This window comes from Mycetocola sp. Y719 (genome assembly GCF_056713205.1).
On record NZ_JBWYGY010000001.1, the window covers coordinates 1,110,412 to 1,123,396 of the forward strand.

At 67.0% G+C, this 12,985-nt stretch carries 13 protein-coding genes and 1 pseudogene; 8 read left to right on the forward strand and 6 right to left on the reverse strand.

Annotated features, from left to right (window positions below):
- Positions 1-83: 83 nt before the first annotated feature.
- The 5 genes and pseudogenes from xseA to AC1M0F_RS05235 all read left to right on the forward strand — a co-directional run.
- Positions 84-1,371, forward strand: a pseudogene (gene xseA / locus AC1M0F_RS05215) (exodeoxyribonuclease VII large subunit); the annotation flags it as partial.
- Entirely contained in the window at positions 1,329-1,562 is a 234-nt protein-coding gene (locus AC1M0F_RS05220) for an exodeoxyribonuclease VII small subunit (protein ID WP_480237127.1), read from the forward strand. The pseudogene xseA and the gene AC1M0F_RS05220, both read left to right, overlap by 43 nt.
- Positions 1,559-2,209, forward strand: coding sequence for a DUF4245 domain-containing protein (locus AC1M0F_RS05225; protein WP_480237128.1), 651 nt, complete (start codon positions 1,559-1,561; stop codon positions 2,207-2,209). Before AC1M0F_RS05220 ends, AC1M0F_RS05225 begins: the two co-directional genes overlap by 4 nt.
- The gene (locus AC1M0F_RS05230; protein WP_480237129.1) at positions 2,209-2,859 is read left to right on the forward strand and encodes a carbonic anhydrase; all 651 of its coding nucleotides are present in this window, start codon (positions 2,209-2,211) and stop codon (positions 2,857-2,859) included. The genes AC1M0F_RS05225 and AC1M0F_RS05230 overlap by 1 nt, the downstream gene beginning before the upstream one ends.
- 58 nt (positions 2,860-2,917) lie before the next feature.
- The gene (locus tag AC1M0F_RS05235) at positions 2,918-4,315 is read left to right on the forward strand and encodes a class II fumarate hydratase (RefSeq protein ID WP_480237130.1); all 1,398 of its coding nucleotides are present in this window, start codon (positions 2,918-2,920) and stop codon (positions 4,313-4,315) included.
- A 78-nt stretch (positions 4,316-4,393) separates the two neighbouring features.
- On the opposite strand, the gene AC1M0F_RS05240 is transcribed toward AC1M0F_RS05235, so the two are convergent.
- From AC1M0F_RS05240 to AC1M0F_RS05260, 5 genes are all read right to left on the reverse strand, one after another.
- A complete protein-coding gene (locus AC1M0F_RS05240; protein ID WP_480237131.1) occupies positions 4,394-5,377 on the reverse strand; it encodes an aldo/keto reductase in 984 nt (327 codons plus the stop codon).
- A gap of 9 nt (positions 5,378-5,386) precedes the next feature.
- Entirely contained in the window at positions 5,387-5,971 is a 585-nt protein-coding gene (locus tag AC1M0F_RS05245; protein ID WP_480237132.1) for a prepilin peptidase, read from the reverse strand.
- Positions 5,972-6,031: 60 nt separating this feature from the next.
- Positions 6,032-7,408: a PhoH family protein gene (locus tag AC1M0F_RS05250; RefSeq protein ID WP_480237133.1), complete on the reverse strand. Its 1,377-nt coding sequence runs from the start codon at positions 7,406-7,408 to the stop codon at positions 6,032-6,034.
- A gap of 194 nt (positions 7,409-7,602) precedes the next feature.
- On the reverse strand, positions 7,603-8,724 hold the full coding sequence (locus tag AC1M0F_RS05255) for an aminotransferase class V-fold PLP-dependent enzyme (RefSeq protein WP_480237134.1): 1,122 nt from the start codon (positions 8,722-8,724) through the stop codon (positions 7,603-7,605).
- Between the two features lie 9 nt (positions 8,725-8,733).
- The gene (locus tag AC1M0F_RS05260; RefSeq protein ID WP_480237135.1) at positions 8,734-9,519 is read right to left on the reverse strand and encodes an isoprenyl transferase; all 786 of its coding nucleotides are present in this window, start codon (positions 9,517-9,519) and stop codon (positions 8,734-8,736) included.
- A gap of 59 nt (positions 9,520-9,578) precedes the next feature.
- Between AC1M0F_RS05260 and trhA the strand changes: the two genes are divergently transcribed.
- Positions 9,579-10,385 carry a PAQR family membrane homeostasis protein TrhA gene (trhA, locus tag AC1M0F_RS05265; protein WP_480237136.1) on the forward strand — a complete coding sequence of 269 codons (807 nt, stop codon included), beginning with the start codon at positions 9,579-9,581 and terminating at the stop codon, positions 10,383-10,385.
- A 6-nt stretch (positions 10,386-10,391) separates the two neighbouring features.
- Here the strand turns inward: trhA and AC1M0F_RS05270 are convergent, their stop codons facing one another.
- The gene (locus AC1M0F_RS05270) at positions 10,392-10,829 is read right to left on the reverse strand and encodes a nitroreductase family deazaflavin-dependent oxidoreductase (protein WP_480237137.1); all 438 of its coding nucleotides are present in this window, start codon (positions 10,827-10,829) and stop codon (positions 10,392-10,394) included.
- Between the two features lie 81 nt (positions 10,830-10,910).
- Between AC1M0F_RS05270 and AC1M0F_RS05275 the strand changes: the two genes are divergently transcribed.
- Both AC1M0F_RS05275 and AC1M0F_RS05280 read left to right on the forward strand, forming a co-directional pair.
- Positions 10,911-12,479 carry an FAD-dependent monooxygenase gene (locus AC1M0F_RS05275; protein ID WP_480237138.1) on the forward strand — a complete coding sequence of 523 codons (1,569 nt, stop codon included), beginning with the start codon at positions 10,911-10,913 and terminating at the stop codon, positions 12,477-12,479.
- Positions 12,476-12,982 (forward strand): GNAT family N-acetyltransferase, encoded by a 507-nt coding sequence (locus AC1M0F_RS05280; RefSeq protein WP_480237139.1) that lies wholly within the window; start codon positions 12,476-12,478, stop codon positions 12,980-12,982. Before AC1M0F_RS05275 ends, AC1M0F_RS05280 begins: the two co-directional genes overlap by 4 nt.
- Positions 12,983-12,985: the final 3 nt, after the last annotated feature.

Genomic DNA, 12,985 nt, shown 5'->3' on the forward strand with positions numbered 1-12,985 from the left:
GGCTGATTGTTGCGTCACTCACGTTCCAATTGTAGGTGGCTCCCGATGTGCACACGCTGGACGACGAAGAAGAGAGCAAACGGATGCCGGACGCCCCCGCCACCGCAGAGAATCCGTGGCCGGTCGGCCTGCTCGGCGCGAAGATCCGGGACTACATCGACCGGCTCGGCACGGTCTGGGTCGAGGGCGAGATCACCCAGTGGGGAACATCGGCCGGGAACATCTACGGCAAGCTCAAGGATCTCAACCAGGACGCCACGGTCGGCTTCACCATCTGGTCGTCGGTGAAGGCACGGATCCCCGATGACCTCAAGCACGGCGATCATGTCGTGGCCCTGATCAAGGCCAACTACTGGGTCAAGGGCGGAAGCCTGACCATGCAGGTGCTGCAGATGAAGCACGTCGGGCTCGGCGATCTCCTCGAACGCCTCGAGCGCCTGCGCACCCAGTTGGCCGGTGAGGGCCTGTTCGACGTATCGCGCAAGAAGCGGCTCCCATTCCTGCCGCACTGCATCGGGCTGATCACCGGCAAGGATTCGGACGCCGAGAAGGATGTCATCCGAAACGCACAGTTGCGCTGGCCCGCCGTGAACTTCCGCGTCGTCCATGCCACCGTCCAGGGCGACCGCACAGTGCCCGAGGTGATCTCGGCGATCAAGCGCCTCGACGCCGATCCGGAGGTCGATGTCATCATCGTCGCCAGGGGTGGCGGCGACTTCCAGAACCTGCTCGGTTTCAGTGACGAGCGCCTCGTCCGGGCCGCAGCCGCGGCATCCACCCCCCTGGTCAGCGCAATCGGCCACGAAGCCGACCGGCCGCTCCTCGACGACGTCGCCGACCTCCGTGCCTCGACACCGACCGATGCGGCGAAGCGGGTCGTCCCCGACGTCACCGAGGAACTGGCTCGCGTCCAGCAGGCCCATGCCCGGCTCGGAATGAAACTGGCGTCGTACCTCAACACGGAGACCGCGAAGATCCACCAGATCCGGTCCCGACCCGCCCTGGCCTCAGCGACGTGGATCGTCGACACCAGGGCGCAGGAACTCACGCGATACGTTGCCCGCGGGTCCGAACTGATCGAGCGCATGCTCGACCACGGCTCGCGCGAGATCGCCGACCTCCGCTCTCATCTGCGCGCACTGTCTCCGCAACGCACCCTCGACAGGGGTTACGCGATCGCCCAGCGCGTCGACGGCGGCATCCTGCGCACCCCTGCGGATGCCCCAGCAGGCACCGCACTCACCCTCACCCTGGCCGCCGGTCGGATCACCGCCCACTCGGACGGAGAACCGGACGAGGCCGAAGCCGTCCGCAGTTAGGATTGGACCATGCCAGAAACCTCCGAGGTGGCCAGCCTCAGCTACGAAGACGCGCGCGATGAACTCGTCCGCGTCGTCTCCGAACTCGAGCAAGGGGCTCCGACACTGGAGCAGTCCCTCGCCCTGTGGGAGCGCGGCGAAGCACTGGCACGCCGCTGCGAGGACTGGCTGATCGGCGCGAAGGCACGGCTCGATGCTGCGCGCGCGGCGACTGGGTCGACTGAGGCGCAGATCACCGAATGAGTCCCCGCCGCCCACCGCGAGTCGTCGCTGAGCTCGGCCGCCCCGAAACTCCCGAGGAGACGGCCGCTCGCAAGGCCGAGAACTCGCGGAACTACCGCAAACGCAAGACGATCAACAACCTCGTCTACTCACTGCTCGTGTGCGTCGCCCTCGTCGTGGTCATCGCGCTGGCGGTGCCCCGCTCAGACACCTCCCTCCTCGAGGACGTCGACTATCACGCCGTCGCCGCCGACGCTCAGAAGTCCTCGGACGCACCACTCGCCGACCCCGAGCTCCCGGGCAGCTGGAGCGCGAACCGCGCCGAAACCGACACCGAGGGCGGGGTGTCGTCCTGGAACATCGGGCTGATCACGCCCTCCGACCAGTTCATCCAGATCACGCAGGGCTTCGACGCCAACGAGACCTGGCTCTCCGACCAGCTCAGGAAGTCCGCGGCCTCTTCGACCCTCACCGTCGACGGCGTCGAGTGGACCGTCTACGACAACCGGGAGCTCGACGACGTCGGCAACGTCGAGTATGCACTGACCACCGAAGCAGGCACGTCGACCTTCATCGTCTTCGGAACCGCGACCGAGGAGGAATTCCTCACCGTGGCATCCGCACTGAGCGATCAGGTCACGGCCAATCTGAACGAGGGAGACGAGTAATGCCCACTCTCAGGCCCAGCAAGGCATGGTCAGTCATGCAGCGCGGCAACGCGAGGTTCGTGTCGGGCGAACCGGAGCATCCGCGCCAGGACGTCGAGCGACGGGAAGCCCTCGCGCTCACCCAGGACCCGGACGTGGTGCTCTTCGGCTGCTCTGACTCCCGGCTGGCCGCCGAAATCATCTTCGACAAGGGACTCGGTGACCTCTTCGTCGTGCGGAACGCCGGCCAGGTCATCTCCGACTCCGTCGTCGGGTCCCTTGAATACGCCGTCGGCGTCCTCCACGTTCCCCTCATCGTCGTCCTCGGACATGACGGATGCGGCGCGGTGCGGGCCGCCATCGACGCGTGCGCGCCGGATGCGACACCGCTGCCCCCGCACATCGACGGCCTGATCCAGCAGATCGTTCCCGCCGTCCATCGGGTCGCGAAAGCCCGCGGCGTCGAACCCCAGAACGCCGACCCGTTCGAGGTCGGTCGCGAGCACCTGCGCGACACGGTCGCCGAACTGCTCGAACGGTCGGAGATGATCAGCGACGCGATCGCCGCAGGCACGCTCGGTATCGTCGGAGCCAACTACAAGCTTCTGGAAGGCACCGCCGTGCCAGACATCATCATCGGAAACATCAGCTCCACCCCCGAGGCGGAGTAACAACGCAGCACAACGACGCAGAGCAGCGTCGCAGAACACACATCAAGGAGATCACACCGTGTCTGACACCACCGAGTACCGCATCGAGCACGACACCATGGGCGAGGTCCGGGTGCCGGCGAACGCGCTGTACAGCGCACAGACGCAGCGCGCCGTCGAGAACTTCCCGATCTCGGGCGCCGGACTCGAATCGACCCAGATCGCCGCGCTTGCCAGGATCAAGAAGGCCGCCGCGGCCGCCAACGCCCGCCTCGGTGTGCTCGACCCCGCCATCGCCGAGGCAATCGGTGGCGCCGCTGACGACGTCATCTCCGGCCGCTACGACGACCAGTTCCCGATCGATGTGTACCAGACCGGTTCAGGGACCTCGTCGAACATGAACATGAACGAGGTGCTCGCGAACCTCGCCGGAACCCGTCTGGGCTCTCCCGTTCACCCCAACGACCACGTGAACTGCTCGCAGTCGTCGAACGACGTATTCCCCACGTCGGTGCACATCGCGGTCACCAGCGCCCTCATCGACGACCTCATCCCCGCTCTCGACCACCTCGCCGTCGCGCTCGAGGCGAAGGCCGAGCTGTGGAAGGATGCCGTCAAGGCGGGCAGGACGCACCTCATGGATGCGACGCCGGTCACCCTGGGCCAGGAATTCGGCGGCTACGCCCGCCAGGTCCGGCTCGGCATCGAGCGGGTCCGCTCCGCACTCCCCCGCGTCGCCGAGGTCCCGCTCGGCGGAACCGCCGTCGGCACCGGCATCAACACGCCGGCAGGGTTCCCGCAGCTGGTCATCCAGCTGCTCGTCGAGGACACCGAACTCCCGATCACCGAGGCGGCAGACCACTTCGAGGCGCAGGCCAACCGCGACGGACTCGTCGAGGCATCCGGTGCCCTCCGCACCATCGCCGTGAGCCTCACCAAGATCTGCAATGACCTGCGCTGGATGGGTTCAGGCCCGAACACCGGGCTCGGCGAACTGCACATCCCCGACCTTCAGCCCGGCTCGTCGATCATGCCGGGCAAGGTCAACCCGGTGATTCCCGAGGCCGTGCTCATGGTCGCCGCTCGTGTCATCGGCAACGACGCGACGATCGCCTGGAGCGGGGCATCCGGCTCGTTCGAGCTGAACGTGCAGATCCCCGTCATGGGAACCGCCCTGCTCGAGTCGATCCGCCTGCTCTCGAACGCGTCTCGCGTTCTCGCCGACAAGACCGTCGACGGGCTCGAAGCGAACGTCGAACGGGCTGAGGCTCTGGCCGGAATGTCCCCGTCGATCGTCACCCCGCTCAACAAGATCATCGGCTACGAGAAGGCCGCGAAGATCGCCAAGCACGCCGTCGCGCAGGGCATCACGGTCCGTGAGGCCGTCGTCGGCCTCGGCTTCGTCGAACGCGGCGACATCACCGAGGAGCAGCTGGACAGCGCCCTCGACCTACTGTCGATGACCCACCCCGGTTAAACCCGTCACGAGGTGCCCGGTTCGGCAGGTTCTGTCCAGGCAGAACCCGCCAGACCGGGCAACTCGCGTCAACGGCGGTTACCAGCGGTCGTGGACCGCGCTCTTGATGTCGGCGTCATAGATGGTGCGCACGGCGTCGAGGTACGCGGCGGGAAGCGGGCCTGCCGTGCCGGCCTCGGCGTTGGCCTCGGCCTGGGTGATCGACCGTGCTCCGGGGATCACCGAGGTGACGCCGTCCTGCTGGCTGACCCATGCCAGAGCGGCCTGAGCGGGCGTGAGCCCTGCCGGGGCGAACGAGGCCAGTTCGGCCGCGGCACGGACACCGGTCGAGAAGTCGACCCCGGCGAAGGTCTCGCCGACGTCGAAGTGGCTGCCGTCTCGGTTGTAGTTGCGGTGGTCGTCGGCGGCGAATTCCGTCGTTGGCGTGTAGCGACCGCTGAGCAGGCCCGACGCGAGCGGGACACGGGCGATGATGCCGACGCCGGCCTCCTTCGCGGCCGGGAGCACCTTGTCGAGGGGCTTGAGCCGGAACGCGTTGAGGATGATCTGAACGCTCGCCGTGCCAGGACGCGCGATCGCGGCGAGGGCCTCGTCGCAGGTTTCGACGCTCACCCCGTAGTTCGCGATGGCGCCTTCGGCGACGAGGGTGTCGAGGGCGTCGTAGACGGCGTCTGAGGAGAACACCGAAGTGGGCGGGCAGTGCAACTGCACGAGGTCGAGTCGGTCGACGCCGAGGTTGAGGCGCGACCGGTCTGTCCACCCTCGGAAGTTGGCGAGCGTGTAGTTGGCTGGGTCCTGTTCGGCGCGACGGCCCATCTTCGTGGCCACGAACACATTGGTTCCGGGATTCGCCGCGAGGAACCGGCCGATGACCTGCTCGCTGCGGCCGTCGCCGTAGACATCGGCGGTGTCGAAGAAGGTGACGCCGGAATCGACGGCGGCGTCGAGCACGGCGAGCGCATCAGCCTCTGACACGTCGCCCCAGTCGGAGCCGAGCTGCCAGGTGCCGAGGCCGATGATCGAGACGGGGTGGCCGGTGCGGCCGAGGGTGCGCTGTTCCATGCCCACAGCCTACGGGGTGGACCCCGTCATCGGAGCGAGTGCGAGAGTCACCCAGAAACCCGCGAGAAGGAAAGGCCCGAACGGAATGCGGGTGTGTCGACCACCCACGCGGCGAGCCAGGACGACGACCCCCGCGACGCCTCCTGCGACGAATGCCAGCACGATCCCGAGCACGGCGGGGACCACTCCGAACGAACCGAGGCAGAGCCCGAGCACACCGGCGAGCTTCACGTCACCCATGCCCATTCCCCCGCCCAGGTTCAGGAGCAGGAAAAACCCGAACCAGGCCGCACCCGCGGCGAGCGCGACGGTCGGCGGCGTCCCGGTCAGGATTCCGTGCAGCGCGATCCCGGCGATGGCCGCCGGATAACAGGGCAGGACGAGCCGGTTCGGCAGCCTGCTCGACTCGACGTCGATACGGACAAGGTCGAGGGTGACGGCGGCGACGGCCAGCGGACCAAGAAGGAGCGGACCTGGCCCGATCGCGAGCGCGGCGACGGCCGCGAGCATCAGTGCGGCAGCGGTGCGACGCACGAGCAGGAACCGGTGCCGACGGGCATCCGTCTCGATTCCAGGTGCAGTCTGCAGAGCCATGGCGACACGCTAGCCGGGCTGTGGCGCCCCGAGGGGGTTATCCACAGCCCGGCATTGCTGTCAGGCGAGTTCGTTGCCCTCCAGGAGCTCGGTCACCAGGGCGGCGATGTTGCTCCGCTCCGACCGGGTCAGTGTGATGTGCGCGAACAGATCGTGACCCTTGAGGGTTTCGATGACGGAGGCGACGCCGTCGTGACGGCCGACCCGGAGATTGTCCCGCTGTGCGACGTCGTGGGTGAGGATCACCCTCGAGTTCTGGCCGATCCGCGACAGGACGGTCAGGAGCACGTTGCGTTCGAGGGACTGGGCCTCATCGACGATGACATACGCGTCGTGGAGGGAACGGCCACGGATGTGGGTCAGCGGCAGCACCTCGAGGATGCCGCGCTCCACCACCTCTTCCAGGACGTTCTGGGAGACGACCGAGCCGAGGGTGTCGAAGACGGCCTGGCCCCACGGGTTCATCTTGTCGCCCTGGTCACCCGGCAGGTAGCCGAGTTCCTGGCCGCCGACCGCGTACAGCGGACGGAACACCATGATCTTGCGGTGCTGCTGGCGTTCCAGAACGGCTTCGAGTCCAGCACAGAGGGCGAGCGCGGACTTCCCCGTCCCTGCTCGACCTCCCAGGGAGACGATGCCGACCTCCGGGTCGAGGAGCAGGTCGATCGCCAGGCGCTGCTCGGCGCTGCGACCATGGAGGCCGAACACGTCACGGTCGCCGCGAACCAGCTTGAACTCCCGCTTGCCGGTGACCCGCCCGAGCGCCGAACCACGGTCGGAGTGGATGACCAGACCGGTGTTGACCGGCAGGTTCTCCACCGACTTCGACAGCCCGATCTCGGTCTCGTAGAGGTCGCTCATCTCGTTCGCCGAGACGGTGATGTCGGCCATCCCGGTCCAGCCCGAATCGACCGCCTGCTCGGCGAGATACTCTTCGGCGGCGAGACCGATCGACGCGGCCTTCACCCGGAGAGGCAGGTCCTTCGAGACCACGGTCACCGCGAGTCCGTCGTTGGCCAGGTTCATGGCAACGGCGAGGATGCGGGAGTCGTTGTCGCCGAGCTGCAACCCACTGGGGAGAACGGCCATGCTGGAGTGGTTCAGTTCGACGCGGAGCGTTCCGCCTTCGCCGACGGGAATCGGGAAGTCGAGCCGCTCGTGTTCGATCCGGAGTTCATCGAGAATCCGCAGGGCCTGGCGGGCGAAGTACCCGATCTCGGGATCGTGACGCTTTCCCTCGAGCTCTGAGATCACCACCACCGGGATCACGACGGCGTGTTCCGCGAACCGGAACAGTGCCTTCGGATCAGACAACAAAACCGAGGTATCCAAAACATAGGTACGCTCGGTCTGCTTCTGGTGTGACGGCTGTGAGGTTGTGTTCTGTGCTTGCCCTTCTGTTCTCTGCTGTGCTGTGTGGGTGCGTGTCGCGGTCATAGCCACTCCCAGCCGAACCTTTCGGTTCGGTTCTCCAGCGAGTGCGGCCACGTACGTTTCGAGTCGAACTTATATGGCCGTCTCGACCAGGCGCCGTGCCTGATAACTGAGACGTTACGACTCCTCTGCCGCGGTGCCACACCCGACACGCTGACTGGACATTGCGCGCAGGTAAACTTTTCCCGAACGCCGGATCAGTACGCGATCGCCGTGGAGAACGAGACGAAGGAGTCGCGGAGCATCCCGAGCGTTTCGCTCGTCGTCCCGGCGTGAATGCTGAGCCGGATGCGGTTCTGCCGAATCGTCGCCGTGACGCCGTGGTTGTGCAGCGAAGCGACGAGGAGGGTGACCTGGTCTTCGGGCGGGTCGAGGATGACGATACCGGCCCGCTCGTGTTCAGCCCTCGCCGATACGACCGAGATCACGAACTCGTCGGCGAGCTCGAGGACTTCGCTGACCCGCTCGCTCACCGCCGAGTGGATCACACCGACACCGACACCGGCGATCTCCTCCAGTGCGGCGGACAGCCGGGCTTCGGCTGAATAGTCCGGGTTCGCCACGCTGTAGGCACGCGCCGTCTTAGACGGGGGTGGAACGGCGTCCCAGGGTTCGTACTCGTCTGTTCCGGTGTAGCCGCTCACGACGGGGACGAGGTGATCGAGTGCCCGGTCGCTCAACGCGAGGAATCCGGTCCCCCACCCGGCGCGTACCCATTTCTGGCCACCGGATGCGACGACATCCGCGAGCTCGAACGGTGCGTCGACGACGCCGAAGCCCTGGATGGCGTCGACGATGAGCAGGCGCTCCCCGATGACCTGCCTGATGCCCTCGAGGTCGGCGAGGTAGCCGGTCCTCGTGTCGACGAGGCTGACGGCGACGGCCGTGATGGCCGGCGTGAGCTGCTCCTTGATGGTGTGTGGTGTGACCCGCCCGTGGTCGGTCTCGAGCCAGGTGGGCTGAAGGACCTGCATCGACTCAGCGGCCCTGGTCGCAGCCACGGTCAGGCTCGGGAAGTCCCCAGCAGACAGCAGCAGTCCCCCGGTCATGCCGAACATGGTGTGCATGAGGCCCATGCTCGTGTTCGGCTGGCTGACGATGTTCTCGGGCGCGAAGCCGGTCAGCGCAGAGACGGCCGTGCGCATCCGTTCGTCCTGGCTGCGGAGCGCGTCGGCGGCGCCGAATCGTGCCCGCCCCAGCAGGTCGACCTGGCCGCGGACCTCGTCCTGTACGACCGCGGCGAGCGGACCCACCCTCCCATAGTCGAGATAGCCGGATTCCTCACCGAATCCGTCGATAAACTCGTCGATTCCGGTCATCATTCCCCCTCAGCCGCCGTAACGACGTTGCCGTCTCGAGTAGTCGCGCAGCGCCCGGAGGAAGTCCACCTCGCGCAGGTCAGGGCCAAGCGCTTCAACGAAGTAGAACTCGCTGTGGGCGCTCTGCCAGAGCATGAAGTCGCTGAGCCGTTGCTCTCCGGAGGTGCGGATCACGAGGTCGGGGTCCGGCTGGCCGCTCGTGTACAGGTGCTCGCCGATGAGGTCGGGGGTAAGGAGTTCGGCGAGGGACTCGAGGTTGCCGCCGGTGAGGTGGTGCTTCTCGACGATGTCGCGCATGGCGTGCACGATCTCGGTGCGCCCGCCATACCCGACGGCCAGGTTGATGTGGAGGCCCTTCTTCTGGGCGGTCCGCGATTCAGCGGCGTCCAGTGCGCCGATGAGGGGCTCGGGCAGTCCGACAGTCGACCCGACCCGCTTCACCCGCCAGTCGCGGTAGTGCGACAGCTCTTCGGCGAGGTCGGCGATGATCTCGATCAGATCGTGCAGTTCGTCGGACGACCGGGAGCTGAGGTTGTCGCTCGACAGGAGATAGAGGGTGACGACCTTGACGCCGAGATCGTCGCACCACTCGAGGAACTCGCGCATCTTCGCAGCGCCGGCGCGATGGCCGTGCGCTGCGGTCTCGTAGCCGAGCTGCCTCGCCCACCGGCGGTTGCCGTCGATGATCATCGCCACGTGGTGCGGGAGCGACTCGGATGTCAGACCGCGGCGCAGGCGCTTCTGGTACAGGTTGTAGAGAAACCCGGGTCCCGGCTTCGACTGGCTCTTTGTCACACCGTTACGTTAGTCCAATCCGTCGGATTCCTGCGGTCCTGCCGCGTATCCTGTGATCTATGCCCCGAACTCCCCCTGCAGCTGAACGTCCCCGGCGCGGAGCCGGGAATCCGCCGGTCGGGTCGGACGAGGCCGTGGATGCAGCGGTCGCCCGCGACGACGCCGAGGGCCCGTCGCTCCCCAACATCCCGCTCCTCGACGATGAGATCGCCACCCCTGAGGACGTGAAGCCGACCTGGCGCGGCTGGATCCACGCCGGCACGTTCCCGCTCGCCATCGTGGGCGGAATCGTGCTCGTGACCATTGCCCACGGCCCACCGGCGAAGTGGAGCACTGCGGTGTTCGCGCTGAGCTCGATGCTGCTGTTCGGCATCTCGGCGCTCTACCACCGCTTCAACTGGGCTCCACGGACGAAGATCCTCCTCAAGAGGATGGATCACGCCAACATCTTCCTGCTCATCGCGGGCAGCTACACGCCGATCGCGGTGCTCGCCCTGCCGCCCGAGAAAGGGACGCTCCTCCTCGCGCTGGTCTGGGGCGGAACCATCCTCGGCATCGCGTTCAGGGTGTTCTGGCTGCATGCGCCTCGCTGGCTGTACGTGCTGCTGTACATCGCTCTGGGCTGGGCGGCCGTGATGTACCTGTTCGACATCTTCCGGGTCAACCCGGCCACGATGACGCTGATCATCGTCGGAGGACTGCTGTACACGGGCGGCGCCGTCGTCTACGCGATGAAACGGCCGAACCCGTTCCCCGGGCATTTCGGATTCCACGAGATCTTCCACGTCTGCACGGTGCTGGCGTTCCTCTGCCACTGGACCGGCATCCTGCTCCTGGCGATCGATCCGGCCTACAACGTCGGCTGATCCCGCTCAGTCTCGGCGGGTGAGAACGAACACCGGGATCTCGCGCTTCGTCTTCGTCTGGTAGCCGGCATACGGCGGGAAGGCCGCTACCGCGCGCTCCCACCAGAGCGCCTTCTCGTCCCCGGTCACTTCCCTGGCCGTGTAGTCGTGCTTCTCGGTCTCGTCCTGCAGTTCCACGTGCGGGTGTGCCCGAACGTTGTAAAACCAGACCGGATGCTTCGGCGCGCCGCCGAGGGACGCCACGACCGCGTACTCTCCGTCGTGTTCGACGCGCATGAGGGCTGTCTTGCGGATCTTGCCGGTCTTCGCACCCAGGGTGGTGAGGACGATCACCGGACGGCCCTGGAGGGTCGTCCCCTCCGTACCGCCCGAACTCTCGTACAACTCGACCTGCTTCAGGGCCCAGTTGGACTTCCCCGGTGCGTACTCGCCTTCCAGCGGCATGATCCCCTCCACGTGTCGGAGGCGTTCGCGTCCGACCCGATCAGTGTAGTGTCGCCGCTTCCCGGTCCCTACCATGGGAGCGTGGGCGAACCATCCGCAGCCAGGAGGACCGAGGTCCTCGTCGTGGGAGCCGGCCCGACCGGCCTCCTGCTGGCGGTCGCGCTCACGAAGCTCGGTGTCGATGTCATGCTCATCGACGGCAAGGACGGACCCACCCGCGAATCACGCGCGCTTGCGGTGCAGGCTCGCACCATGGAGATCCTGGACCAACTGGGGCTCGCCGACGACTTCCTCGACGAACGGATGCTGGCGACACGCGTGAGTCCCGGGTTCGAACGCACATCGTTCGGCGTCGTCCCGATCGGTAGCATCGGCGCGGGGGTGTCACCGTTCCCCGGGCTGAACATCCTCGAGCAGTCACGCACGGAGCGGATCCTCGTCGACGAGCTCACCAGACTCGGTGGGGCGGTGTTGTGGAAGCACGCACTCTCCGGCCTCGTCTCCCCCGGCTCGAGCGGAACGGGCGTGGATGCCGTCATCGACGGACCTGACGGCCCCGTGACCATTTCCGCCGAGTACTGCGTCGGTGCCGACGGGGCCTCGTCGGCCGTGCGCAAACTCCGTGGCATCCCGTTCGAGGGCATCACAAACGAGCACACGTTCTACGTCGCCGACGCCCACGGCGTCACCGGTCTCGAACCCGGTGCGGTCTGTGTCCGATTCGGCACGGACGACTTCCTCGTGACATTCCCGATGGCTCCAGGAGGTCACGACCGCCTGCTCGGCACGATCCGGTTGTCGCGTTCGGGCGAGGTCGTCACCGAGGACGCCGCCAGGGCCAAACTCTCGAAAGTGTTCGGGGTCGACTACGACACCACGAGCTGGTTCTCCACCTATCGGATCTCACACCGGGTGGCTGCTCGGTTCCGCGACGGCCCCGTGTTCCTGGCCGGGGACGCCGGGCATGTGCACTCGCCGGTCGGTGCGCAGGGCATGAACACCGGTCTCCAGGACGCACACAATCTCGCCCTGGCCCTCGTCGGCGTGCTTCGGCGAGGCGTGGATCCGTCTGCGCTCGACCGGTATGAAGCCGAGCGCCGGCCGGTGGCACTGCGGCTGGTGTCGACGACCGACCGGGTGTTCGCTCTCGTGACCGGCACCTCGCGGCTGTCCCGGTTCATCCGTCGCCGTGCCAGCCGCGTGGTCGTACCGCTCGTCGTCCAGGTCGTCCCGGGGGTGCCAGGCGCGAGCAGGTTGTTCGAGTATCTGTCGCAGACCAGGATCCACTACTGGATGAGCGAGGATGCCAGGAAGACGGGCAGACGGGGACGCGTGGTCGGCCGGCGGCTGCCGTGGACCGGCTCGAACTTTGACGTCCTTCGGAGCCTCGACTGGCAGGTGCACGCGTATGGCCCGGTCGAGCGCCGCGACGCGGTCCGGGTGAGATCAGGGACCGGACTCCCGCTCCACCTCTTCGCGACGACAGGAGGCAGCCGCCTGGTGAGCGGCCGGTTCTACCTCGTCCGCCCCGACGGATTCGTGGCCGCGGAGTCGGCGGGCCCGCCCGCGCCGGCGGTGTTCGGCCGCGCGCTCGAGGACGCCGGCGTGCGGCGCGCTCGCCCGAGGCGGGTCGATACGCTGGTTCGATGAGTTCTGTCAGGATCACGTCACCCACCGAAGACGACTGGGAGCGCGTGCGCGCCCTCCGAATCGAAATGCTCAGGGACACGCCGATCGCCTTCATGGAGACTGTCGAGGCGGCCGAAGCAAACACCGAGGACGTCTGGCGGATGCGCGCGAACCGCGGCTCCACTCCTGACAGCGTCCAGCTCGTGGCCGTGGACGAGGCCGGATCCTGGGTGGGGACGATGAGCGGTTTCGTCGATCACGTCGAGACGAGCGGTCCGCTGCTCGTCGGCGTCTACGTCTCGCCCGGTTTCCGCGGCAGCGAGGCCGGCGTGACCGATGCACTCCTCGACGCCGTCGAGGAGTGGGCGCGGGGCCTCAGCGACGTACTGACCCTGCACGTACACGAAGACAACGACCGGGCGATCGCCTACTACCGCAGGCGCGGTTACGAGGCGACCGGCCACACCGTTCCGTACAACCTGGACCCGTCGAAGAACGAGATCGAGATGCGGCGCAGCCTCTGACCG